The sequence below is a fragment of the Streptomyces sp. NPDC006283 genome, assembly GCF_040613325.1.
Lineage (GTDB): Bacteria > Actinomycetota > Actinomycetes > Streptomycetales > Streptomycetaceae > Streptomyces.
Map to the genome: position 1 here is coordinate 12,665 of NZ_JBEXRZ010000017.1, position 23,873 is coordinate 36,537.

The 23,873-nt window shown below is 68.8% G+C and carries 24 protein-coding genes and 1 riboswitch; of the genes, 12 read left to right on the forward strand and 12 right to left on the reverse strand.

All coding sequences use genetic code 11. From position 1 onward, the window contains the following. The first annotated feature begins 45 nt into the window (after positions 1–45). A complete protein-coding gene (locus ABZ070_RS06205) occupies positions 46–540 on the forward strand; it encodes a very short patch repair endonuclease (protein ID WP_356630480.1) in 495 nt (164 codons plus the stop codon). Here the strand turns inward: ABZ070_RS06205 and dcm are convergent. Both dcm and ABZ070_RS06215 read right to left on the reverse strand, forming a co-directional pair. Beyond that, the gene (dcm, locus tag ABZ070_RS06210; RefSeq protein ID WP_356630482.1) at positions 451–1,719 is read right to left on the reverse strand and encodes a DNA (cytosine-5-)-methyltransferase; all 1,269 of its coding nucleotides are present in this window, start codon (positions 1,717–1,719) and stop codon (positions 451–453) included. The genes ABZ070_RS06205 and dcm overlap by 90 nt on opposite strands. A gap of 93 nt (positions 1,720–1,812) precedes the next feature. Continuing rightward, a complete protein-coding gene (locus tag ABZ070_RS06215) occupies positions 1,813–2,517 on the reverse strand; it encodes an HNH endonuclease (protein WP_356630484.1) in 705 nt (234 codons plus the stop codon). Positions 2,518–2,639: 122 nt separating this feature from the next. Between ABZ070_RS06215 and ABZ070_RS06220 the strand changes: the two genes are divergently transcribed. Further along, a complete protein-coding gene (locus ABZ070_RS06220) occupies positions 2,640–3,680 on the forward strand; it encodes a DNA cytosine methyltransferase (RefSeq protein WP_356630486.1) in 1,041 nt (346 codons plus the stop codon). A 77-nt stretch (positions 3,681–3,757) separates the two neighbouring features. On the opposite strand, the gene ABZ070_RS06225 is transcribed toward ABZ070_RS06220, so the two are convergent. Continuing rightward, on the reverse strand, positions 3,758–4,405 hold the full coding sequence (locus ABZ070_RS06225) for an ATP-binding protein (protein WP_356630488.1): 648 nt from the start codon (positions 4,403–4,405) through the stop codon (positions 3,758–3,760). 215 nt (positions 4,406–4,620) lie between these two features. On the opposite strand from ABZ070_RS06225, the gene ABZ070_RS06230 reads away from it, so the two are divergent. From ABZ070_RS06230 to ABZ070_RS06245, 4 genes are all read left to right on the forward strand, one after another. Beyond that, a complete protein-coding gene (locus tag ABZ070_RS06230; RefSeq protein WP_356630490.1) occupies positions 4,621–5,466 on the forward strand; it encodes a helix-turn-helix transcriptional regulator in 846 nt (281 codons plus the stop codon). Beyond that, a complete protein-coding gene (locus ABZ070_RS06235) occupies positions 5,466–5,660 on the forward strand; it encodes a DUF397 domain-containing protein (protein ID WP_356630492.1) in 195 nt (64 codons plus the stop codon). The genes ABZ070_RS06230 and ABZ070_RS06235 overlap by 1 nt, the downstream gene beginning before the upstream one ends. Positions 5,661–5,897: 237 nt before the next feature. Further along, a complete protein-coding gene (locus ABZ070_RS06240; RefSeq protein WP_356630494.1) occupies positions 5,898–7,115 on the forward strand; it encodes a damage-control phosphatase ARMT1 family protein in 1,218 nt (405 codons plus the stop codon). Between the two features lie 436 nt (positions 7,116–7,551). Next, positions 7,552–8,349: an excalibur calcium-binding domain-containing protein gene (locus ABZ070_RS06245; protein WP_356630496.1), complete on the forward strand. Its 798-nt coding sequence runs from the start codon at positions 7,552–7,554 to the stop codon at positions 8,347–8,349. Between the two features lie 89 nt (positions 8,350–8,438). Here ABZ070_RS06245 and ABZ070_RS06250 read toward each other — a convergent pair whose 3' ends face one another. Further along, the gene (locus ABZ070_RS06250; RefSeq protein WP_356630498.1) at positions 8,439–9,068 is read right to left on the reverse strand and encodes a hypothetical protein; all 630 of its coding nucleotides are present in this window, start codon (positions 9,066–9,068) and stop codon (positions 8,439–8,441) included. A 181-nt stretch (positions 9,069–9,249) separates the two neighbouring features. Here ABZ070_RS06250 and ABZ070_RS06255 point away from each other — a divergent pair, with 181 nt between their 5' ends. Both ABZ070_RS06255 and ABZ070_RS06260 read left to right on the forward strand, forming a co-directional pair. Next, positions 9,250–10,191: a CHRD domain-containing protein gene (locus tag ABZ070_RS06255; protein WP_356630500.1), complete on the forward strand. Its 942-nt coding sequence runs from the start codon at positions 9,250–9,252 to the stop codon at positions 10,189–10,191. 184 nt (positions 10,192–10,375) lie between these two features. Next, the gene (locus ABZ070_RS06260) at positions 10,376–10,678 is read left to right on the forward strand and encodes a hypothetical protein (RefSeq protein WP_356630502.1); all 303 of its coding nucleotides are present in this window, start codon (positions 10,376–10,378) and stop codon (positions 10,676–10,678) included. Between the two features lie 362 nt (positions 10,679–11,040). Here ABZ070_RS06260 and ABZ070_RS06265 read toward each other — a convergent pair whose 3' ends face one another. Beyond that, positions 11,041–12,435 (reverse strand): DUF445 domain-containing protein, encoded by a 1,395-nt coding sequence (locus ABZ070_RS06265; protein ID WP_356630504.1) that lies wholly within the window; start codon positions 12,433–12,435, stop codon positions 11,041–11,043. Between the two features lie 113 nt (positions 12,436–12,548). On the opposite strand from ABZ070_RS06265, the gene ABZ070_RS06270 reads away from it, so the two are divergent. Next, complete coding sequence (locus tag ABZ070_RS06270; protein ID WP_356630506.1) at positions 12,549–13,793, forward strand: SGNH/GDSL hydrolase family protein; 1,245 nt, start codon at positions 12,549–12,551, stop codon at positions 13,791–13,793. A gap of 356 nt (positions 13,794–14,149) precedes the next feature. Here ABZ070_RS06270 and ABZ070_RS06275 read toward each other — a convergent pair whose 3' ends face one another. The 4 genes from ABZ070_RS06275 to ABZ070_RS06290 are packed head-to-tail and all read right to left on the reverse strand — an operon-like array spanning position 14,150 to position 17,449. Beyond that, positions 14,150–14,854, reverse strand: a complete 705-nt coding sequence (locus tag ABZ070_RS06275; RefSeq protein ID WP_356630508.1) for a DUF1707 domain-containing protein — start codon at positions 14,852–14,854, stop codon at positions 14,150–14,152. Positions 14,855–14,880: 26 nt separating this feature from the next. Further along, positions 14,881–15,837 carry an ATP-binding cassette domain-containing protein gene (locus tag ABZ070_RS06280; RefSeq protein WP_356630510.1) on the reverse strand — a complete coding sequence of 319 codons (957 nt, stop codon included), beginning with the start codon at positions 15,835–15,837 and terminating at the stop codon, positions 14,881–14,883. 15 nt (positions 15,838–15,852) lie between these two features. Further along, positions 15,853–16,656: an ABC transporter permease gene (locus ABZ070_RS06285; RefSeq protein WP_356630512.1), complete on the reverse strand. Its 804-nt coding sequence runs from the start codon at positions 16,654–16,656 to the stop codon at positions 15,853–15,855. Further along, a complete protein-coding gene (locus ABZ070_RS06290; RefSeq protein WP_356630514.1) occupies positions 16,649–17,449 on the reverse strand; it encodes an ABC-2 family transporter protein in 801 nt (266 codons plus the stop codon). Before ABZ070_RS06290 ends, ABZ070_RS06285 begins: the two co-directional genes overlap by 8 nt. 140 nt (positions 17,450–17,589) lie before the next feature. Between ABZ070_RS06290 and ABZ070_RS06295 the strand changes: the two genes are divergently transcribed. Continuing rightward, complete coding sequence (locus ABZ070_RS06295; protein WP_356630516.1) at positions 17,590–20,295, forward strand: transglycosylase domain-containing protein; 2,706 nt, start codon at positions 17,590–17,592, stop codon at positions 20,293–20,295. On the opposite strand, the gene ABZ070_RS06300 is transcribed toward ABZ070_RS06295, so the two are convergent. From ABZ070_RS06300 to ABZ070_RS06310, 3 genes are all read right to left on the reverse strand, one after another. Continuing rightward, the gene (locus ABZ070_RS06300) at positions 20,289–20,609 is read right to left on the reverse strand and encodes a multidrug efflux SMR transporter (RefSeq protein WP_356630518.1); all 321 of its coding nucleotides are present in this window, start codon (positions 20,607–20,609) and stop codon (positions 20,289–20,291) included. The two genes, ABZ070_RS06295 and ABZ070_RS06300, sit on opposite strands and share 7 nt — an antisense overlap. A 42-nt stretch (positions 20,610–20,651) precedes the next feature. Further along, a riboswitch (guanidine-III (ykkC-III) riboswitch) is annotated at positions 20,652–20,724 on the reverse strand. Positions 20,725–20,809: 85 nt separating this feature from the next. Beyond that, positions 20,810–21,166, reverse strand: coding sequence for a co-chaperone GroES (locus ABZ070_RS06305; RefSeq protein ID WP_356630520.1), 357 nt, complete (start codon positions 21,164–21,166; stop codon positions 20,810–20,812). Positions 21,167–21,234: 68 nt separating this feature from the next. Beyond that, entirely contained in the window at positions 21,235–21,555 is a 321-nt protein-coding gene (locus ABZ070_RS06310) for a DUF3618 domain-containing protein (RefSeq protein WP_356630522.1), read from the reverse strand. A gap of 134 nt (positions 21,556–21,689) precedes the next feature. On the opposite strand from ABZ070_RS06310, the gene bcp reads away from it, so the two are divergent. Continuing rightward, entirely contained in the window at positions 21,690–22,157 is a 468-nt protein-coding gene (gene bcp / locus ABZ070_RS06315; RefSeq protein ID WP_356630524.1) for a thioredoxin-dependent thiol peroxidase, read from the forward strand. A 149-nt stretch (positions 22,158–22,306) separates the two neighbouring features. Continuing rightward, positions 22,307–23,803 (forward strand): glycine betaine/L-proline transporter ProP, encoded by a 1,497-nt coding sequence (gene proP / locus ABZ070_RS06320; protein WP_356630526.1) that lies wholly within the window; start codon positions 22,307–22,309, stop codon positions 23,801–23,803. Positions 23,804–23,873 lie beyond the last annotated feature (70 nt).

Consider the following 23,873-nt stretch of genomic DNA (forward strand, 5'->3'; position numbering starts at 1 on the left):
GCCCGGCCGGTGCGCAGATTATTCTCACCTTGTGGTGAACACACATTGAGTGATGTCGATCCGAACCAGGCCGACGGATGGGTTCCTCCGGCAGGTTCCTGGGCGTCCTCGGCCGCACGTCGCCGCAATATGCAGGCGATCCGCAGCAGAGACACCAGACCGGAGCAGTTGCTTCGCAGCTTGGTGCACGCCGCTGGCTTGCGCTACCGAGTCGCGGCAAGGCCACTACCCGAGCTGCGGCGCACCGCTGACCTCGTTTTCCGGCCCGTCAAGGTCGCGGTGTTCGTTGACGGCTGCTACTGGCACGGATGCCCCAAGCACTACGTGCCGCCCAAGACAAATGAGGGCTACTGGTCAGGCAAGGTCGCGGGCAACATTGCCCGCGACCGTGACACAGACCGCCAGTTGGAAGAAGCCGGCTGGGTAGTGCTGCGCTTCTGGGAGCACGAGTCACCTGAGGACTGCGTCGGCACAATCCTCCGAGTCGTCGTCGATCGTCGGCAAAGCCTGCTGCAACGGAAGATCCGCCGCGACGAGTGAGGGGTCATCTTCCGGCTCAAAATCAGGATTCGGATCCTCACGCAACGGGCCGGTCCGATTAAGCGCCTCCTTGATGCACTTCCCGACAGCAGCAGCGACGGGCGGCGGAAATGCATTTCCTACCTGCCTGTAGCGGGCGGTCTTACCACCCCCGGTGAACTGCCATTCTTCAGGGAATCCCTGGATAAGCGCCGCCTGCCCGACAGTCAGCTTGGGACCTCTTTCCAGATTGCCGAGGTCCCTGTCAGGGTCCGCCATTTTATCCTCGTCGTTGGCCACACCCATCGCGTCCACCCCAAGGTCTGCCCATGCCTTTTTCGCCCTCGTTGGCCCAAGGTCTGCGCCACCGTGCTTCTTGGAACCCCCCACCAATGTCGGCGCCACAGTTCCCAGGCTGGCCCTCTTTTGCCAATTATCGAAGCGCTGCGATCCCTTGCCGAGCCGACGTTCCATTGAAGGAGCCAGCGCCTCCGCCACGGTGACTACCTTTTCGCCCGGCTCCGGCCACTCGAATCCCCGATAGTGATCTTCATGGATTGCGACGAGGATGGCGCGTGGCCGTAGCTGAGGAACTCCAAAGTCCTGAGCTTCCAGAACCTTCCAGCCGCAAATCACATACCCGGCCTTCCGCAGCCGGTTCTTGATGTGATTCCGGTAGTAGCGAAACTTCCGCTCCGGCTCAAGAAGGCCTCGCACATTCTCGATCATCACCGCGCGGGGCTTGAGCTCCTCGACCAGATCAAGCATCTTAGGAAAGAGGTCCCGCTCGTCCTCTCGCCCAAGCTGCTTTCCAGCGGCAGAGAAGGGCGGGCAAGGAACCCCACCAGCCAGCAAGTCCAGCTCGCCGGGCCTGATTCTCGCCCCGGAGGCACCCTCACCGAGTGGCGCCTCGCCGACACCGTCTTCGTTTTGAACACATTGACCATCATGCGCGGACAGCGATGCAATCTCTTGCAAGGGGAAGAACTGCTTGACATCGACCTCACGGATCAAGCAGTGCTCTTTTTCCCACTGCCACTCCGGTCGATTGGCAACGTTGTGCCTCAGCGTGGCAGCAGCATGCTTGTCGATCTCAACCAGCGCAAGGTGCCGGAAGCCAGCCTGGTGAAGCCCAACAGCTTGGCCACCGGCACCCGCGCAGATCTCGATCGAGGTCAGCGTTCGGTCGGTGGTACCCATCGAGCCCTCCAGGTGCGGTGATGACAGACACGCAAGTGTCGCATCCCCCACCGACAGGAGCCCACAAGACTGCTCGAACGCCCCAGGCGACTGTCAGCTCCTCATCAGCTTCTCCAGGTCCGTCTCGAGCTCATCGCGGACTGCGGCCGGCAGCTGCCGGTACATTCCCCAGACGCGCTCGGCGTCGGTCAGCGGGCGGAAATCTACCTTCATCCAGGCCAGGAGGTCCTTCTTTCCGCGGCCTGACAGCTCCTTCATACGGTCCCAGACCTGCTCCTTGGTCATCTGCACGCCGGTGAGGTGCTTCACGGTTTCGTTACACCGAGCACACTCAGTGATCAGCTCTTCCGAGTTCGCCCCACCGCCGGACTTGTGCGGATTCACATGGCCGAGCGTGAGCCGAGCCCGAGTTCCGCGCTCATCCGCATACTCCTCACCTGCCGCCACACCACAGCGCCTGCACATGTGACCGTCACGTTCGTACACATACCGCCGCGTCTTGGCACTGATCTGCCGAAGCCCCGCCGCCCGGTGCTCAGGCTCCCAGACCGGAAGGCCGATGGTCTCCAGGAAGAGCTGCTCAGGCTGGAGGCTCGGCTTGTCCCTGTACGTGTGGATCACCCAGCCAGCAGGCCGCAGGTCGCGCATCCTTCGGTCGACCTGCTCCGCCCCCCTGATCGCTGCACGAATCTCAGCCTTTGAAAAGGTCCCACCTTCGCCAACCACGTCCCTGAGCCACAGCGCCACACGAACCCGGGCCCCGAGGGCCTCGTTCTCCCAGTTCAGAGCTTCGCTCACACCATCGCCAATCGCTCGAAAGTTCGATGAATAGCTGCATCGGGTGGCAACAGTAGCTTGCCGTCGCTTGCCGCGGCAAGTGACGGCAAGCTCTTCCCTGGTCTCAGACACCAGGAGGAACGTTGCAAGTACACACACAGCGGCCGCTGGCTGCCGCGATGTCCTGCGTCGAAATCTGCGCGGGCGGGGGTGGCCAGGCACTCGGGCTAGAACAGGCAGGCTTCACCCATCGGATGCTGGTCGAACTGGACTCAGACGCGTGCAGCACGCTACGGAGCAATCGGCCACAATGGCGCGTGCTGCGGTCCGACGTCAGGGAAGTTGCGGCGGATTCGCTCTGTACGCCCGAAGGCGAGCTTCACCTCTTCGCAGGCGGGGTGCCCTGCCCGCCCTTCTCACTCGCGGGACGTCAGTTGGGTGCAGGCGACGAACGCGACCTCTTCCCAGCAGCCCTCAGCTTGATCGCCGGCTTGCGGCCGAAGGCGGTGCTCCTGGAGAACGTCAAAGGGCTGCTGCAGTCCAAGTTCGATGGCTACCGGGGTGAAATCGTCAGCGCTCTCGCCGACCTCGGGTACATGGCGGAATGGAGGCTTCTTTACGCCCGCGACTACGGTGTGCCGCAACTGCGGCCCCGGGCGATTCTCGTGGCTCTCGCGCCGCCGGAGTTCGCGCGGTTCCGCTGGCCAACAGTCACGCCAGGGTCCACACCCCTCGCTTCGGTAGGCTCTGCTCTGCGCTCGTCCATGGGATCACGCGGTTGGGAGCTCGCCGACCACTGGGCAGAGCAGGCACAGCAGATTGCCCCGACACTATGTGGCGGCTCAAGGAAACACGGCGGTCCTGATCTCGGGCCGTCCCGAGCAAGGAGGGCTTGGGCCGCAATGGGTGTCAACGGTTCAAGTGTGGCTGACCTGCCTCCGGGACCCGGAGCGCAGTTGCCGATTCGCCTCACCGTCGCGCAAATCGCGCTGCTGCAAGGCTTTCCCCCTGACTGGCAGTTCAGCGGCCGGAAGACATCGGTGTACCGGCAGGTGGGCAACGCGTTTCCGCCGCCGTTTGCAGAAGCGGTAGGCAAGAGCATCGCGTCAGCCCTGACACCTGCCGAGGATGTTCCGATGGTTCGCACGGCCAGTGTCAGCTGCGGGTTGCATCCCGTGCCGTGATACGCCGTGCCGCCGGTTTCTGGATGGCCTCGGGAACCGGCGGCACGGACACATGAACGGGTGTCGCCCTGACGCCTCTACGAGATGCTGTAGCTGCCGGGCTCCCCAACCTCCGACTCGAAGTGCATCTGCGCACGGTCCAGCACGCCGTCCGGGTCGCCACCCTGGGCGGATAGCCAGTGCAGAAGGTCAGCGATCATGTCGGTCACGGATTCTTCCAGCACCGCGTATGTGGGAACCGCTGCGGATTCGGTGCCCACTGCCCGCCGGTACTCGCCAAGCAGCGCCGCCGCACGCTGAATACGGGCGGGCGGGCGGGACGGCTCGACGGGGATCTCGCACCAGACCGCCTTCCCAGTGGCAGTAAGAAGCGCGCCCCAGTCCAGGCCCATGCCGGTCAACAAGTGCAGACCTCTGCCGCATTCGCTCTGACAGCCCGGGTCTTGCACATTCGGCACCGCATGGCTGGTGTCATGCAGTTCCAGACGCAGATATTCTTCGCGCGGCTCAACGACAAGCGTTGCAGAAGCGTTCTCCCCCACATGCTTGATGACGTTGGTCGCCAACTCTGTGACAGCAAGTTCGGCCTCATCCGCCGCGACGAGCGCGCCCCAATGCTCGAGCGCCGAGCGGACCCGGCGCCGCAACAGCGGCACTTCTTCCGGAACCGCCTTGAACGGCAGGACACTGCGAAGACTGCTCCTGCCGATTGCAGAGATGCTCACTTTGAGTCTCCCTCCCTGGCCACGACAGCGCTGCGCCCACCGCTCCCTCGCGGCGACGCTGTGTAGCGGACTGGTAGCAGTATGGCGCGAGAAGTTCCCTCATGTAACTTCTCACTACGGAATCGTTCGAGTGAATCAGGGAGAAGCCAGCCAGCGGGCTGTCTAGCCTGGGTGCCCACCGCAGCCACTCGGCAGAGGACGGAAGGCCGCAGACGATGTCATCGAGAACAACAACAAGGCGACGGCAACTCGGTGCTTCCATGCGCAAGTTGCGTGCCCGTGCTGGCATGACCCTGGAAGATGCAGGTCGGCTGGTCGGTGTCTCAAAGGCGACGATCAGCAGGTACGAGACACAGGCAGGCCCGGTGAAGTGGCCGATTGTGGACGCTCTTTGCCGCGAGTACGGTGCAAGTGATACGGAACGTACGGCTGTTGTGGCTCTGGCGAAGGACGCCAGGCGAGTGGGCTGGTGGCATTCCCTCGCCGACTCCATTCCAGAAAGCATGAACCTCCTACTTACGCTCGAGGACGAAGCAGTGCGGGAGGATCACTTCGCCTGCGTCTACGTGCCGGGCCTGCTGCAGACCCGGGAATACGCCACTGCCTTGCAGCAGGCCAACGAACTGCGTCTGGAACAAACAGAGGTTGAACGGCTGGTCAACATCCGCATGAAGCGGCAGGAGATTCTCCTCGGTCCGAGGGCACCTCACCTGTGGGCGATCCTCGACGAGTCCGTGATACGCCGCGTCGTCGGCTCACCGGCGATCATGAAGGACCAGCTGCAGCGGCTACTCGATGCGAACGAGTCCACGAACGTCACGCTGCAGGTCCTGCCGTTTGCCAAGGGAGCCCATGCTGCCGCGCTGGGCAGCTTCGTCATCCTGGGCGCCGCCGAGAAGTCGCTGGACGTTGTGTACGTCGACCTGCACTCCGGCTCCCTTTTCATGGAAACCGACGAGGAGTTGGAACGATACCGACTTGCGTTCGACTACCTGCGGGCGCAAGCGTTGGACATGGAAGCGTCTTCGTCTCTGATCTACGACATTCGCAAGGAGCTGTGATGAGCAAAACCGCGCCTCGCATCCCCGCCTCCGCATGGTTCAAATCGTCATACAGCGGAGCTAACACGACGGAGTGTGTCGAAGCGGCGCGCCTGTCCGACGGGGTGGCAGTGCGTGACAGTAAGACACCTGAATCGGGACGTCTCACGTTCTCCAGCCCTATCTGGTCCGCATTCCTTGACTCGGTCCGCTAGGGCAGCCGGAACTGACAGCAGAGACCCGTCGGAGGCAGGTTCACCCGCGCCGCGTTCTGTAAGACAGCTTGGACGACGTCCCGGCCCGGCGCGGACCACGTCCACCGGACAGGCTGGCCATCTAGGTGCGGGATACGTCATGAGCTCGGTCGACGGAACCGCAGCCCTGCCGGTCGGCGTGACGGCCCACATCGGCAGCGCCCCGTATAGCCCCCGACCCAGGAGTACGTAAGCCCGATGCCCACAGACACGACACCCTCGAGCCCCGACGACTCCCCCGTCAGCGCCCCCGTGATCCTGAGCAACGAACCCGGCTCGTTCGCCTGGGGAGTCCTCGCCAAGCGGCACCCCGCGCTCATCCAGCAGGTGCGCGACGCCTTCCCCCTCGGGCCCGCCCAGCAAGACGCCCTCGACGCGCTCCTCGAGGAGACCGCCCACGGTGTCATCGAGCCGCTCCCCGCGGACGCGCACGACCATGAACGGTGGGCGGCCTGGGGGCAGGGGCACTTCGGGCGGTCGTGGTTCGACGTGCCGTTCCTATGGGCCGAGAGCTACTTCTACCGCAGACTCCTCGGCGCCCTCAGCCACTTCGCACCCGGACCTTGGCAGGGCATCGACCCCTTCGGCCCCTTCAAGGCGGCCGAGCTGCGCAGCGGGACCGTCGACGACGAGCTCGCCGCCCTCGACGAGCTGGCCGAGCAGCCCGCGGACGTCCAGGCGTCGGCGTTCCTGGGCGCGGCCCTGTGGGGCAACCGCGCCGACCTCGGCTTCCGTCTCGACTCCGGCGGCGCCGCCGCCCAGGCCGACCGCGTCGACTCCCACCTCGTGGCCGACGACAGCGACGCTCTCTGGTCGCTGCTGCCGGTCGGCCGCGCCGCCACCGTGCACCTCGTCGCGGACAACGCGGGGCGGGAACTCATCCCCGATCTGGTACTCGTCGACCACCTGCTGCACACCGAGCGAGCCGCCGACGTCGTGCTGCACGTCAAGCCGTACCCGTACTACGTCTCCGACGCGACCATGGCGGACGTCGTCGACAGTCTGCGCCGGCTCATGAAAGCCCCCGCGGCGGCGTACGCCTCGGAGATCGGGCAGCGCCTCTGGGCAGCGATGGCCGACGGGCGGCTCGAGGTCCGCGCGCACGGGTTCTTCTGCGCACCGTTCCCGTACAGCGCGATGCCCGACAGCCTGCGGAAGCAGTTCGCGGGGGCCACGGTGACCGTCCTCAAGGGCGACCTGAACTACCGCCGTCTCGTCGGCGACCAACTGTGGGAACCGACAACGCCGTTCGCGGAGCGGACCGGGTACTTCCCCGGGCGCGTGGCCGCCCTACGCACCTTGAAGTCGGACGTGATCGTCGGCCTGGAGCGGGACGTCCTCGCCTCGCTCGAGTCGAGCGGCGACGCATGGCGCACCAGCGGAACACACGCCTTGATCCAGGTCCGGAGCCAGTAGCAGGTCCGGAGCAGGAAGGTGCTCCCGGGCCCTGACCGTCCGGCGGCATGCCGGTCAGCGCTGTCAGTGGAGCGCGGAATCCTGCGGACATGACCAAGGCCCGCGGGCCGGCCGCGGCGGCGCGGGGACGAGTACGAGCTGCTGCGCAGCCGGGTCCTTGCCCGACTGGGCTGCGACCTGCCCACGCGGACGGGCGGCCAACGAGCCGACGCCTAGCGCCTTCCTCAGAGGCGGGGCACCGGCTGGTGGGGGCGGAGACCGCTCACCCCCATCCCCGCGACACACACATTTTCGTCACAACTTCTCCAACTATGCCCACAACTCATTCACGGGAATGGCATGCTCAGGCCCTCGTTCACTGTTCAACAGCCTTGGGGGGCCAATGACAGCAAGAAGAGCTCGCGGACGGATCGTCCCGGCCGTCTGTGTTGTGGGAATGGCCGCGGCACTGGTCGGGTGCGGCGGGGGCGGGGGCGAGGATGCCAAGCCTGTTGCGGCGACGTCGAGCGCTGCAGTCACGCAGGAACCGACTAAGACGCCCTCGCCGAAGCCCGGACTGGCCCTCGCCGACGACGACGAGAGCGCCGACGCCGGCCAGGAGATCACGGTGGAGGTGCTCGAGAACGACACGGCCGCCCTCGGCGACGCGCCCTTCGCGCCGCTCGAGGACGTCCTGCAAGCCGAGGACTTCACGCTCACCGTCGACAGCCCCGCGAGCCACGGCACCGCCAAGGTCGACGGCACGGGCATCACCTACACACCCACCGCCGGGTACGGCGGCGAGGACGAGTTCACCTACCGCGTCGAGGTGAAGAGCACGGAGGGCGCGGAGGCCGTGTCGGCCACCGCCGTCGTACGGATCACGGTCACGAAGCCGGAGCCGAAGCCCACGCCCACCCCGACGCCCAAGCCCAAGCCCAAGGCCAAGCCCGCGGTCTCCTACGCCAACTGCGACGCCGTGCGCGCCGCCGGAGCCGCTCCGATCCACGAAGGGGAGCCCGGCTACGGGTCACACCTGGACCGTGACGGCGACGGCGTGGGGTGCGAGCCGTACAACGGCGGCGGAACGAGCGGCGGCAGCGGCAGCGGCGGTACGACCGGGGGCGGGTCAGGCAGTACGTACTACGCCAACTGCTCCGCCGCGCGGGCCGCCGGAGCCGCGCCCGTCCGCGTCGGAGATCCCGGATACGGGCGGCACCTGGACCGCGACGGAGACGGGGTCGGCTGCGAGTGAGCCCGGGCCGGGGGCGGGGGCTCAGCGGTAGTTCTCCCCTCGTATGAGTCCGACGAGCTCAGCCGCGGGTGGAGGGGGTAACACGCCAATCACGCCTGTGACTTGATCAGCTTGCCGTCCACCGCGATCACGAACCACTCGTCGTCCAGCCCTTGGCCGTTCACGTCGCCGGCCGCCACATCGCCCACGTAGTAGTAGAGCGGCCAGTCGCCGTAGACGGCCTGCTCCGCGCCCGCGCCGAGCTTGATCTCCTTCAGCAGTGACGCGTCGGTGCCCTCTCCCGCCGTCACGTCCTTGGCCGAGATGAGCGCGGGCCAGACGGCGATGCAGTCGGCGTCGCAGTTGGCCTGGCCCGGCTTGTCCTTGGTGAAGCCGTAGAGGGTGCGGCCCTGGTCGTCGACGAGGATCGTGCCGAGATCCGACTCGGCCGTACGGACCGAGATCGAGGGCGCCGGCGCCTGCTTCGGCGGCGTGTCGGCGGCGGGCTCCTCGGCGTCCGGCTGCTCCTTCGGCGGCGCTTCGGCGGGCTGCTCGGCCGGGGCCTGCTGGTCCGCCGGCTGCTCGGCGGTGCCCGCACCGTACGACGAGCCCGAGCCGTCCGAGTCCTCGCACGCGGTCGCGGTGAACAGCGCCAGCGCCATCAGCGAGGCTGCGATCAAGGCTTTGGTGCGGGTGCCGGTCCGGTCGCTGGTCCGGGTGCTGATCCGGGTGGTGCGCATGGTGTGATCCCTCGGCTTCCGGGGCGGGAGCGGGCGGTGCGTACGGCGGGAGGTACGGCCCCAACTGAGCCGCTGTTCAACGGAATCCGCGGTTTCTGCCATTGAACGGGGTGCGCGGGCGGCTCGTACAAGACCCCGACCGACCACGACCGGTCGACCCCCAATGAGAGGTTCATCCGCAATGCACAAGCGCACTCTCGCCGTGCCGGCCGCCGCCCTCGTGCTGGCCGTGGCCGGTGTCGTCCCAGCCGTCGCACACGACAGCCACGGAGGTGGCAAAAGCACAGGGCATACCGCCGCCTCCACGTACACCAAACCCAGCCACGGACGCGCCGTCACCTTCGCCGCCGTCCTCACCGGCGCGCACGAGGTGCCCGACGAGAGCGGGGCGGCGGTGAACGACCCCGACGGCAAGGCCGTCGCCCTGGTGCAGGTGAAGGGCGACCGGGTGGTCTTCGCGATGCAGTGGAAGGGGTTCGTGCCGAGTCAGGGCCACATCCACGAGGGCGCCGCCGGGCAGAACGGCGACGTGAAGGTGCCGCTGTTCGGCAGCACGATGCCCGAGTCGCTGCACTCGGCGGCCGGGCACACGACCGTCACCGACGCCGCGCTCGCCAAGAGCATCGTCGAGCATCCGTCCGGGTTCTACATGAACCTGCACAGCGAGGAGTTCCCCGGCGGGGCCGTGCGCGGCCAGCTGAAGCAACTGCACAAGAACATCAACCCGCTCCACATCATCAAGGGCGGGAAGCTGCGGGCCCTGGCCAACGGCGCCCAGGAAGTCGCCAACAACGACGCGACGAAGGTCAACGACCGCGACGGCAAGGCGGTGACGTTCCTGCACCCCAAGGGCACGACCGTCGACTTCTCCCTCGCGTGGGTCGACATCAAGGCGCCGAGCGCCGCACACGTCCACAAGGGCGACTTCGGCAAGAACGGCGACGTGGTGCTCGGATTCTTCGACAAGCCGGTGCCCGAGGGGCTGTTCGCCGTCTCCGGTCGGCTCCACGACCAGAAGTCCGAGCTCGTGAACGAGATCCGCGACAACCCGTGGGGCTTCTACTCCAACATCCACACCGAGGAGTTCCCGGACGGCGCGGTCCGGGGCCAGCTCTTCCACTGATCCGGAGGCCGGCCCCTCCGGTGGTCCGGGAGTTTCCGCTCCGATCCGGGGGCCGGCTCTTCCACCGGCGCCACTTGCGCCACCGGCGCCTCCGGGCACCACCGGGACCTCCGACAGCAAGCAGGGAGCGAGCGCCGTCTACGCTCCAAGCCACGTGACAGCGAAAGAACGAAAGGCGGCAGCGATGGCCAGGGTTCCCGCAGCAGCGGTGGCGGCAGGCGGACTCGTCGGTGGGTACGGAGTCGCCCGCTGGACCAGGCAGCGTCCCCTCGGCGGGGTCGCCCTCGCCGCCGCCGGGGCGGTGGCAGCCCGGCAGTGGCATCAGGACGCGGGTCCCAAGGCAGCGGCGGCGCTGAGCGCCGCGTACGTCGCCGCGTTCGCCGGGTCGCACCCGCTCGCCAAGAAGGTGGGCGCGTGGCCGGCGGTGTTCACGGTGGCCGCCGGAGTGGCGCTGGCCTCGTGGACGGTCACCCGGCGCAGCCACTGACCGGGGCGGGGCGTCGGAGACCGTGTCTGGCATCCCGAGATCCGGAACCGCGTCGGCACCCGGGGGTCGGGGACCGCGTCGGCATGCCGGGATCGGGACCTCGTCGGGCACCCCGGGGTCGGGGACCGCGCCGGCATCCCGAGATCCGGAACCGCGCCGGGCACCCCGGGGTCGGGGACCGCGCCGGCATGCCGGGATCGGGACCGCGTCAGGCTTCCCCGGATCCGGTGCCGCCTCGGGCACCCAGGGATCCGGGATCGCGTCGGAAAATCCGGATCGGGCTGAACACTTCCGGCACACCGCACGTATTCCTCTACACCTCCCCATAGAGGCGCTGGGCGCGTGATCGTCAGGCAGGGACCTCACGCGCCCAGCGCATGGGCGATGGTGTAGATCACCAGGCCGGCCAGTGCGCCGACCACCGTGCCGTTGATCCGGATGAACTGCAGGTCGCGCCCGATGTGCGCCTCGATCTTGCGCGACGTGTGCTCCGCGTCCCAGCCGGCGACGGTCTCCGAGATGAGCGAGGTGATCTCGCTCCGGTACGTCGTCACCACGTACACCGCGGCGTCCTCCACCCAGCCGTCCACCTTCGCCTGGAGCCGGCTGTCCGTCGCGAGACGCGAACCCAGCGACAGCAGGGAGGCCCGGGCCCGCAGGCGCAGTTCACTGCGGTCGTCCTCCGCCGCCGAGATGATCATCGCGCGGACGGACGCCCACGCCGACGCGATCACGTCCTGCACCTCGGAACGGGACAGCAGCTCCGACTTCATACGCTCCACCCGGACCCGGGTGTCCGTGTCCGCCTGGAGGTCGGTGGCGAAGTCCCCGAGGAAGCGGTCGATCGCCGCGCGTGCCGGATGGCCGGGCATGTCGCGCATCTCGGTGACGAAACGCACCAGCTCCTTGTAGACGCGTTCGCCGACCCTCTTGTCCACGAAACGCGGGGTCCAGCCGGGGGCGCCGCCCTGGACCGCGTCCATCACGGAGTCCGAGTGCAGAACCAGCCAGTCGTGGGCGCGGGTGCAGATCAGGTCGACGGCCCGGTGGTGGGCGCCGTCGGCGACGACCTTCTCGAGTGTCTTTCCGATACCGGGGGCGATCTCGGCGGCCTCCGCGCGACGGGTGATCGCCTCGCCGACGACCGCCTGCACATCGGCGTCGCGCAGGACCGTCAGCGCACCGCGCAGCGCGGTGGACAGCTCGGCGGTGACCCGGTCGGCGTGGGCGGGTTCGGCGAGCCAGGCGCCGAGCCGGCTGCCGATGCCGACGGAGCGCAGCCGACGCCGTACGACGTCCTCGGACAGGAAGTTCTCGCCGACGAAAGAGCCGAGCGAGGCGCCGAGCTGGTCCTTCTTGTTGGGGATGATCGCGGTGTGCGGGATGGGGATGCCGAGCGGGTGGCGGAAGAGGGCGGTGACGGCGAACCAGTCGGCGAGCGCGCCGACCATGCCGGCCTCCGCGGCGGCGGCGACGTAACCGGCCCAGCCGCCGAGGCCCTCGTTCTTCGCCCAGGTCGCGAGGACGAAGACGAGCGCGACGAGCAGCAGCAGGCCGGTCGCCGTGGCCTTCATACGCCGTACGCCGCGCCGCTTCTCCTCGTCGGCCGCGGTGTACGCGAAGGGCGGCAGGGCCGTCGACGCGGGCGGCCGGCGCCGCGCGCCGTCGACGTCACCGGCTGCACCGGAGGCACCGGCGGCGTCGACGCCGTCCGCGACGCTCGCACCGCCCGGTTGATCCCGTTCTGTACGTTCCATCCGCTCCACCCGTCCGCGCCTGCGTCCGTACGCAATGTCCCTACCACTCGTCCCTACATCAGGTACTCCTGGGCGGCACATCGAGTTCCCGAGCCATGCCGGATGATGTGTCCATGAATAAGCGTCAGGGGTATGTGAACCTCGCTGCCCTCATGACCGCGGTTGCCCTGATATGTGGCGGTATCTACCTCGGTGTCGGAACCGTCAAGAAGCGGCCCGAGGTCCGTACACCCCCGGTCTCCACCCCCGAGTGGATCGGCACCTGGGCCGCCAGCCCCGTCGCAGCCGCGCCCGTCACCCACGCGCCCGGCGCGCCCAGCGGCCGCGAGGGCCGTTCCTTGCGGAACGTCGTCCACACCAGCATCGGCGGCACCGCCGCCCGCGTCACGTTCTCCAACCTCTACGGCACCGAGCCGCTGCTCATCACCGGCGCGTCACTCGCCGTGCGCGAGAGCGGGAGCCCGGCCGCCGTGACGGACTCCCTGCGCCGGCTCACCTTCGACGGCGCAGCCGAGACGACAGTCGCCCCCGGCGGGCGGATCGTCAGCGACCCGGTCGAGCTGCGGATCCCGTACGACGGCGACCTGCTGATCTCCGTCCACACCCCGGCCCCCGGCGGACCGGTCACCAGCCACCCGCAGGCCCGCCAGACGTCGTACATCGCGGACGGCGACCACGCGCAGGAAGAAGCGGGCGACGCGTACACGGAGCAGAGCCTCTCCTGGTACCACGTCACCGCGGTCGACGTCCTGACCTCGGAGGCGCGCGGCGCGGTCGTCGCCATCGGCGACTCGATCACCGACGGCGTCTCCGCCACCGCCGACAGCAACCGCCGCTGGCCCGACGTCCTCGCCGACCGGCTCGGAGGCCGCTACGGCGTGCTCAACCAGGGCATCAGCGGCAACCGGCTGCTCGAGTACGGCCGCGGGCCCAGCACGCTGGAACGCTTCGACCGCGATGTGCTCGGCCGGTCCGGCGTGCGTACGGTCATCGTCGCGATCGGCATCAACGACGTGCTCCGCGCCCCGCACGCGCCCACCGCCGACAACGTGACCGCGGGCCTGCGCGAACTCGCCGACCGCGCGCACGCACGGGGGCTGCGGGTGATCGGCTCAACGCTGATGCCGTGCGGCGGGCTCTCCCGCTGCACCCCCGCGGTGGAGGCGGAGCGCCTCAAGATCAACGCGGCCATCCGCTCGGGCGGGATCTTCGACGCGGTCGTCGACTTCGACCGGGCGCTGCGGGATCCGTACGCGCCGGGGCGGCTGAAGCCCGTGTACGACTCGGGGGATCATCTGCATCCGAGCGACGCGGGGTATGCACGGATGGGCGGAGCGGTGGACCTGACGGCGCTGTAGCCCCCACCCCGCCCCTTCCCGAAACCGGGGCTCCGCCCCGGACCCCGCGCCTCGGAGCCCCTATGGCCTGGCGACCGTCGGCGGCAAGCTGCGCCGGCGGAGCTGAATTCGCCGCGCTGCCGGCATCTCAGCCCGTCCGGCGTTTGAGGACACCGCGCGAAGCGCGGTACCGGGTCCGGGCAGAGCCAGGCCGGGGCGGGCCGGACCCCCACGCGGCACGCGACTGCCCCGGTTCGTGAACCGGGCCCGAGCGCCTCCCCCGCCGAGCGGGCACCGGCCGGGCTTGCCCCGGCTCGGTGCGGGGCGGGCCGGGCCGGGGAACCGGCACACGTGCGGCGGCCGTGGCCCCCGCGGGGCTACGCGCCGCCGCCCAGTTCCTTGCGGTCGTCGCCCTTCGACAGGTTCCGCGCCGCACGCTCGCGCTCCTGCCGCTCGAGCTTCAGGCGCTGCTTCTCCGCCCTGGTGCGCTTGCGCTCCAGGCCGACGCCGCCCATCAGGGCCAGGCCCCGGACGATCACGCGCGGGGCGTCCGGGTCCGGTTCCGCCTCGACGCTGCCGTGTTCGTCGAAGCCGCCCATCAGGCCGATGCCCCTGACCTCGACGTTCAGACCGGGAGGCACGACGACCTGGACCCCGCCCATGATGGCGAAGCAGTCGATCACGGTCTCGCGGTCCTCGAAACGGGCCTCCCGGAGGTCCAGTTCCCCGCCGCCCATCAGGGTGACCGCGGTGAACTTCCGGCCGATCGTCCATGTCCCCCTGCGCCGGAAGCCGCCCCAGAACGCGAAGGCGACCTTCGACGTCGCCGGTCCGCCCACCCGCTCCGCCCATGCGGCGGTCCTGGCCGACGCCACGGCCGGAACCCCCGCGGCGCCGGGCGCGGGCAGGTCCCGTACCAGCGGCTCCAGCTCGCCGTGCGTACGCGCGGTGTACGCCGCGTCCAGACGCTGTTCGAACTCGTCCATGTCGAGACGCCCCTCGGCGACCGCGTCCCGCAGCCGCTCGGCGACCCGCTCCCGCTCGGCATCGGAGGCACGCATCTCCGGAGGTTCGCTCGTCATACCGTCAGCCTAGCCAAGCGGGCTGTTCAGACCGAGCGTTCCGCGTACATCTTGGCGATCACCGCTTCGATGTCCGGCTCCCGCACCGAGAGGTCCACCAAGGGGTAGCGCTCGGCCAGCGCCGCGACCAGTGGTGCCGCCGACACCGAGGCGGGGAAGGCCAGCCACTGCCTGGGGCCCTCCACCTTCAGCGTCCGCGCCGACTCCAGCTCGATCGGCGGCAGCTCCCGCTCGAGGTCCACCACCAGGGTCCGCTCGCTCTCCCCCACCTCGTGCAGTCCGGCGAGCGCGCCGTCGTACATCAGCCGCCCGTGGTCGATGACCATCACGCGTTTGCACAACTGCTCGATGTCGGTCAGGTCGTGCGTGGTCAGCAGGACCGTCGTACCGCTCTGCGCGTTCAGGTCGCGCAGGAAGTCCCGCACCTTCGCCTTGGAGATGACGTCGAGCCCGATCGTGGGCTCGTCCAGATACAGCACCTCCGGGTCGTGCAGCAGCGCGGCCGCGATGTCGCCGCGCATCCGCTGCCCCAGCGACAGCTGACGCACCGGCACCTCCAACAGGTCGCCCAGGTCGAGCAGTTCGACGCAGCGGTCCAGGTTCTGCCGGAAGGTGGCGTCGGGGATGCGGTACATGCGGTGCATCAGACGGTACGAGTCACGCAGCGGCAGGTCCCACCACAGCGTCGTGCGCTGCCCGAACACCACCCCGATCCGCCGGGCCAGCCGGGTCCGCTCACGCGACGGATCGATGCCGGCGACCCGCAGCCGGCCGCCGCTCGGCGTCAGGATGCCGGTCAGCATCTTGATGGTGGTGGACTTGCCGGCGCCGTTGGGACCGATGTAGCCGACCATCTCGCCGCGCGGCACGGTGAAACTGATCCCGTCCACCGCCCGCACCTGATGCTTCTCCCTGCGCAGCCGGCCCACCTTGCGCCGTACGTCGAAGACCTTCTCCACGCCGTCGAGTTCGATGAAGTCCATGCCCTGTTCCTCCCTTCAGTTGCCGGTGCTGCGGTACGAGCGGAGCCCGACCCGCCAGGCCAGCGCCGCGAGCCCGAGACAGCCCGCGGCGACGACGGGCGGCAGCAGCGCCAGCCAGTCCGGCAGCCCCAACGGGTCCTCGCGGCCCAGTACGTAGAGCGACGGCACCCAGTTGACGAAGGCCAGCGGCACGACGAACGTCACCCCCCGCACCAGGTCCTTCGCGAAGATCGACGGCGGATACTGCAGCAGCGTGTTCCCGCCGTACGTGAAGGAGCTCTGCACCTCGGCCGCGTCCTGCGCGAAGAACTGGAACGCCCCGCCCGCCACGAACACCGAAGCGAAGATCGCCCCGCCGCAGAGCAGCATGAGCGGCACCATCGCCGCCTTCGCCGCCGTCCACTCGATGTCGAGGGTGACCAGCGCATAGCCCAGCACCAGCAGCCCCTGCGTGATCCGCCCGAGACGGCGCAGCGCGAACCGGTCCGCGGCGACCTGCGCGAGTACCGGCACCGGCCGCACCAGCAGCGTGTCGAGCGTGCCGTCCCGCACCCGCCGCCCCAGCCGGTCCATCGAGCCCATCAGCAGGTCGGCGAGACCGAAGGCGGTGCTGGTCGTCCCGTAGAGGAACGCGATCTCCGGCAGCGAGTAGCCGCCCAACGCGTCCACGTGGGAGAACATCAGCAGGATCGTGAGGAAGTCGAACGCGGTGGCCGTGAAGTTCCCCAGCGTCGTCATCGCGAACGACAGCCGGTACGTCATGGTCGAACGGACCCACATCGCCACGATCAGCCCGTACGCCCGGAGCGCGTCACCCACCCTGGACCACCACCCGGCGGGTGGCGACCGACTGCAGCATCCGCCCGGCCGCCAGCAGCACGAGCGCCCAGCCGCCCTGGAAGGCGTACGCCTCGACGAGGCCCCAGCCCGCATGCCTGCCGAGGAACACGTCCGCCGGGACCTGGAGCAGCGACGACCAGGGCATGGCGCGCGCCACGTCACCGAGCACGCCCGGGAAGAGGTTCAGCGGCAGCAGCATCCCCGAGAAGAAGAGCCCGGCCAGCCAGCACATCTGCATCACCCCGGCACCGTCCATCAGCCAGAACGCGGACAGCGACACCAGGAACCGCACGGCGAAACTCACCACCACCCCGAGGGCCACGGACACCAGGAAGGCGACCCAGGTCAACGGCGAACCGGGCAGCGCCAGATCAAAGGCGAGCGCCCCCAGGACCATCGGCACGATGCCGCGGCCCAGCAGATGGAACGCCGCCCGACCCAGATCCCCCGCCAGCCACCACAGTTGCAGATCGGCCGGACGGTAGAGGTCGATGGCGATGTCTCCCGTACGAATACGTTCGATCAGCTCGTCCTCGAAGCCGCCGCCCATCATGGCGCAGGTCATCAGCAGCGCCTGACCCAGCCACACATACGTGAGCGCCTCCGACTGGTCGTAACCGCCGAGCTGCGGACGCTCGTCCCACAAAGCGATATAGGTGTACGCCAGGATGAAGCCGAAAACGGTGTTGGTGAACACCCCCGCCGCCGTCGCCACCCGGTACGTCGCATAGCGCCGGAAGCCACCCGCCGCAACGACCGCATACAGCCTCACAGCAGCTCCCCCCACGCGACCGCCCAGGCACCAAAGCGCACGACCTTAGCCGACCCCGACTGGCCGTCGCGAGGGGATTTCCGGCACAAGAAGTTACCGGCTACGGGGGTTTATGGTCTGAAAAGTGCAGTATGGGTGCCATGAGCGACGAGCCGCAGCAGCAGGGCTGGACACCCCAGGACGCGACGGCAGCCGACCCGCCGGACGACAGGGACACGGGGAAAGAGGACAAGGGCCCCCAGGACGCGGACCCCGATGTCCCGGAGCCCGAGGACAAGAGCCCGGAGGAGTCCGCGGACCTGGTACCCGACGACGGGCCCGAGGACAAGGACCCCGAGGCCCCGGACCTGATGGAGCCCGAGACCCTTGCCCCCGACGACAACGGGCCCGACGGCAACAGGCCCGACGACCCCGAGGACGAGGACCCCGACGACCCCGAGGACGAGGTCAAGGCGGAGGAGCCGGCCGCGGCCCACGCGGAACACGCGCAGAAGAAGGGCCGCAAAGCCCGCCCCAAGCGCACCGGATGGCGCCGCGCCGTCCCCACCTGGCGCGTCACGGTCGGCACCCTGCTCGTCGCCTCACTGCTCGTCATCGGCGGCCTCATCACCGGCTACATGCTCGTCGACATCCCGCCGGCCAACGCCGCGGCCACCAAACAGACCAACGTCTACCTCTACGCGGACGGCACCCACATCGCCCGCGACGGCGACGTCAACCGCGAGAACGTCTCCCTCGACGAGATCCCCCTCGCCGTCCAGCAGGCCGTGCTCGCCGCAGAGGACCGCGACTTCTACAACGCGCCGGCCATCGACCCACTGGCGATGATGCGCGCCGCCTGGAACACCGTCACCGGCAAGGGCAAGCAGTCCGGCTCCACCATCACCCAGCAGTACGTCAAGAACTACTACCTCGGCCAGGAACAGACCGTCACGCGCAAGGTCAAGGAGTTCTTCATCGCGGTCAAACTCGGCCGCAACCAGAGCAAGGGCGAGATCCTCGAGGGCTACCTCAACACCAGCTACTTCGGCCGCAACGCCTACGGCATCCAGGCCGCCGCCCACGCCTACTACGGCAAGGACGTCCAGGACCTCGACATCGCGCAGGGCGCCTACCTCGCCTCGCTGCTCAACGCACCCAACGCGTACGACATCGCCACCCACCCCGAGAACGCGAAAGCGGCGGTCCGCCGCTGGAACTACGTACTCGGCGGCATGGTCAAGGAGAAGTGGCTCAGCTCCGAGAGCCGCACCGCCTTGGACTTCCCGACGCCGCGGGCGGCCAAGCCCGTCAGCGGACTGTCCGGCCAGGGCGGTTACATCGTCCAGGCCGTCAAGGAGTACCTCGAGCAGAACGGCATCCTCGACGAGAAGACCCTCGCCACCGGCGGCCACCGCATCACCACCACCCTCCAGCGCCACAAGCAGGACGCCCTCGTGGCGGCCGTCGACGACCGGGTGACGTCCAAACTCGACAGCGAACGCGAGGCCGACCGCGAGGTCCGCGTCGGCGGCGCCTCCATCGAACCGGACACCGGCAAGGTCGTGGCCATGTACGGCGGCATCGACTACACCAAACAGTTCGTCAACAACGCCACCCGCCGCGACTACCAGGTCGGCTCCACGTTCAAGCCGTTCGTCTTCGCCTCGGCCGTCGAGAACCACGCCACCACGCAGGACAACTACGCCATCAACCCCCACACCATCTACGTCGGCGACAGCAGGCGCCCCGTCCAGGGCTGGAACGGACCCCGGTACGCCCCCGAGAACGAGGACAACCGCTCCTACGGCCCCATCCCCGTCCGCGAGGCCACCGACAACTCCGTCAACGCCGTCTACGCGCAGATGGCCGTGGACGTGGGCCCCAGCCGCGTCAAGCGGACCGCCATCGACCTCGGCCTGCCCAGGAACACCCCCGACCTGAGCCCCTCCCCCTCCATCGCCCTCGGCCCGGCGACCGCGAGCGTCCTCGACATGGCGGGCGCGTACGCCACCCTCGCCAACCACGGCAGGCACGCCAAGACCATGCTGGTCGAGAAGATCTCCAAGAACGGCACCGACATCCCCCTCCCCGAACCGACCGCCGAACGGGCCATCAGCCGCGAGGCCGCCGACACCACCACCGCCGTCCTGCGCGGCGTCGTCGACGGCGGCACCGGCTCCGCCGCCCAGGCCGCGGGCCGCCCGGCCGCCGGCAAGACCGGCACCGCGGAGGAGGACAGAGCCGCCTGGTTCGCCGGATACACCCCCGAACTGGCGACCGTCATCGCCGTCATGGGCCAGAACCCGACCACCGGCGCACAGACATCGCTGTACGGGGCGCTCGGCCTCTCCCGCATGAACGGCGGCAGCGCGCCCGCCGAGATCTGGGGGCTGTACACGGGCACCGCTCTCGACGGCACAGAGGTCCGCGACTTCGAACTCCGCCTGGCGCCGGGTGCGGACAAGCCGCCGCCGGGCCAGCGGGACCCGAGGGAGATGGAGTCCGGCGACCCGCGCGACCCGCGTCGGCCGCGGGACCCCGACCGGCAGGTCGGTGGCGAGGACGGCGGCCCGTACGGCGGCGGCAGGGGCAACGGCGGCCGACCCGGCACCGGCCCGGTGACCGGCGCCCCCGCGGGACCGTCCGGAAGGCCGGCGCCGCCCGGCGTGCCGACCGTCCCGGGCACCCCCGGCACCCGCGCCCCCGGTACGCCCGGCGCCCCGGTAGGCATTCCGCCGGCACCGCCGCCGCCCGCGCAGCCCGCACCGCCCACGCCCGCTCAGCCCGCTCAGCCCGCTCAGCCCGTTCCGGCGGGTCCGAGCGGGCCGGGAGGTCACAACGGGACGACCGGCCGGCCTCAGTGACCCGAGGTCGCCTTCAGACCCACCACGGCGACCAGCAGCAGACAGACGAAGAAGATCCGGGCGGCGGTCACCGGCTCGTTCAGCACCAGCATGCCGACCACGGCCGCACCCGCCGCACCGATCCCGACCCACACGCCGTAGGCCGTACCGATCGGCAGGGACTTCGCCGCGTACGACAGCAGCAGCATGCTCGCGACGATCCCCGCACCCGTGAACACACTCGGCCACAGCCTGGTGAACCCGTCGGTGAACTTCATCCCGATCGACCAGCCCACCTCGAGCAGACCGGCGACAACAAGCAGAACCCAGGCCATGACAGGCACCTCCGAGACGCGGAAAACCGCGGACGACAACGGGGTGCGTCGTCTTTTCCTACCCGGTACGGCGCGTCTCGTCGGGGGTCGCTCCAACGTAACAAAGAGCGGGCGCAGGGGCAGGCAAAAGGGCCGGTGACCTCAGCCACCAGCCCCGCCACCATCACCGCCGCCGGCCCCCGGCCCGCGCCGGAGTGCCGCTACAGATACAGCCCGGTCGAGTCCGTCGACCCCTGGAAACGGTCCGCCGCCACCGCGTGCAGATCCCGCTCCCGCATCAGCACGTACGCCACACCCCGCACCTCGACCTCGGCACGGTCCTCCGGGTCGTACAGCACCCGGTCCCCGATCTCCACCGTCCGCACGTTCTGCCCGACCGCGACCACCTCTGCCCAGGCCAGACGCCGTCCCACGGCCGCGGTCGCCGGGATGACGATGCCGCCGGTGGAGCGCCGCTCGCCCTCCGGGATGTCGGTCCTCACCAGCACACGGTCGTGCAGCATCCGGATGGGCAGCTTGTCGTGCGGGGTGTTCTGCTCATGGCTGTTGACGCTCACAGCTCGAACCTACCTGTTCAGGGCGTTCCCGTACTCCGCAGGGTCACAACCGGCGCCACTCCGCAGGGTCACAACCGGCGCCGCCGTGCCGACACCGCCAGCAGACCCACCAGGCCGACCGCCACCAACGCCACCGGCACCAGACGCTCCAGCCGCGGCGACCCGTCGTCCGAGACGAACTTCGCCTTCACGTCCGACACCGACCGGTTCACCGCGACGAACGCGCGACCGGCCGTCCGGTCCACGCTCAAGGCAACCCTGGCCTTCGCGTCACCGATGACCGTCTTCGGGTGCATCCGCACACCGATCTCGTCGAGCGTCTCGGCGAGCCGATCGCGCCTGCGGACGATGTCCGCCTCGATCTGCGCAGGGGTCCTGGCATCCGACACCGCGCTGCCTCCGTGGTCGTGTCCGGTTGTCCTTCGTCGACAGTCTGTCAGCTCGGCCGCCACCACACCCGACGGCACCCCCATTACTCTCGACGCCGTACCCCGCGCCCATCGAGGAACCACCGAGGAGAACCATGAGCGAGCGACTCCAGCCCGGCGACACCGCCCCCGCCTTCACCCTGCCCGACGCCGACGGCAACGAGGTCTCGCTCGCCGACCACAAGGGCCGCAAGGTGATCGTGTACTTCTACCCCGCCGCCCTCACACCCGGCTGCACCAAGCAGGCCTGCGACTTCACCGACAACCTCGAGCTGCTGGCCGGCGCCGGCTACGAGGTCATCGGCGTTTCACCGGACAAGCCGGAGAAGCTCGCGAAGTTCCGCGAGAAGGAAGACCTCAAGGTCACGCTCGTCGGCGACCCCTCCAAGGAGGTCCTCGAGGCGTACGGCGCCTTCGGCGAGAAGAAGCTCTACGGCAAGACCGTGACGGGAGTGATCCGCTCCACGGTCGTCGTCGACGAGGACGGCAAGGTCGAGCGCGCCCTGTACAACGTCAAGGCGACCGGCCATGTCGCAAAGATCATCAAGGACCTCGGGATCTGACCCCGCCCCGCTTCGGCCGGCCTCGCAGCGCCCTTCTGGCCGCACCTCACGCTGTGTGACCGAAGTCCCATTTGTGGGGCTTCGGTTTGCGGACTCCGTGATCGAGCAGACGATTTTCTTGGAACAGGAGTCCACGAAAGGAAACCGTCATGGCGGAACGCGGCCAGAAGCCGACGGCCGATCCCGCAGCGGTCAGACGCCACCCCGTACTCTTCCGCACGATCAAACAGCGGAAGAACCCCAGGCTCCGTCGCACGGACATCACCGTCACCGACGAAGCGGCGGTCAAGCGGGCGGTCAAAGCGGCCTCGCTGGGCAACGCCATGGAGTGGTTCGACTTCGGCATCTACAGCTACCTGGCCGTCACCCTCGGCCATGTCTTCTTCCCCTCCGGGAACGAAACGGTCCAGCTGCTCTCCTCCTTCGCGACCTTCGCGGTCGCCTTTCTCGTTCGCCCGCTCGGCGGCATGGTCTTCGGCCCGCTGGGCGACAAGATCGGCCGCAAGAAGGTACTCGCCGCCACGATGATCATGATGGCGATCGGCACGGGCGCCATCGGCCTCATCCCGTCGTACGCCACCATCGGCTTCTGGGCACCGGTCCTGCTGATCCTGTTCCGCCTCGTGCAGGGCTTCTCCACCGGCGGTGAGTACGGCGGCGCCTCCACCTTCATCGCCGAGTACGCCCCCGACAAGCGACGCGGCTTCTTCGGCAGCTTCCTCGAGTTCGGCACACTGGCCGGTTACGTCGGAGCGGCCGGCCTGGTCACGCTCCTCACCGCGTGGCTCGGCAACGACACCATGGAGGCCTGGGGCTGGCGCCTGCCCTTCCTCGTCGCCGCCCCGCTCGGCCTCGTCGGTGTCTACCTGCGGCTGAAGCTCGACGAGACACCCGCCTTCCAGAAGCTCGAAGCGGAGTCCGCGCACGCCTCGGAGGCCGCCGACACCGTCGAGACGACGGCCAAGGGCGACCTCGCCGACATCTTCCGCAAGTACTGGCCGACGCTGATCCTGTGCATCGCCCTCGTCGGCGCGTACAACATCACCGACTACATGCTGCTGTCGTACATGCCGACCTACCTGTCCGACGAGCTCGGTTACAGCGAGACCCACGGCCTGCTCATCCTGATCGGCGTCATGGTCTTCCTGATGCTGATCATCAACCAGGTGGGCCGCCTGAACGACCGCTTCGGCCGCAAGCCGCTCCTGATGGCCGGAATGCTGGGCTTCCTGTTCCTGTCGGCGCCGGCGTTCGTACTGATCGGACAGGGAAGCATCCCGGCGATGACGGCGGGCATGCTGATGCTCGGCCTTTCCCTGGTCTGCCTGCTCGGCACGATGTCGGCGGCCCTCCCGGCCCTCTTCCCGACGCACGTCCGCTACGGCTCCCTGTCCGTCGGCTACAACCTCTCCGCCTCCCTCTTCGGCGGCACCACCCCGCTCGTGATCACCGCTCTCATCAGCGTGACCGGCAACAACCTGATGCCGGCCTACTACTCGATGGCGGCGGCACTGGTCGGCGTGATCGCGGTGGCCTGCATGAAGGAAACCGCCCAGCGGCCCCTGGACGGCTCCCCGCCCTCGGTGTCCTCGAAGGAGGAGGCCGCCGAAATGGTCCTGGCGGCAGCCCCGGAACCGAAGTTCTGACCGGTTCCGCAACGGAACGGCCCGCCCGGCAATTGGGGCGGGTCGTTCCGTTTATTGGGCGTGACTGTCC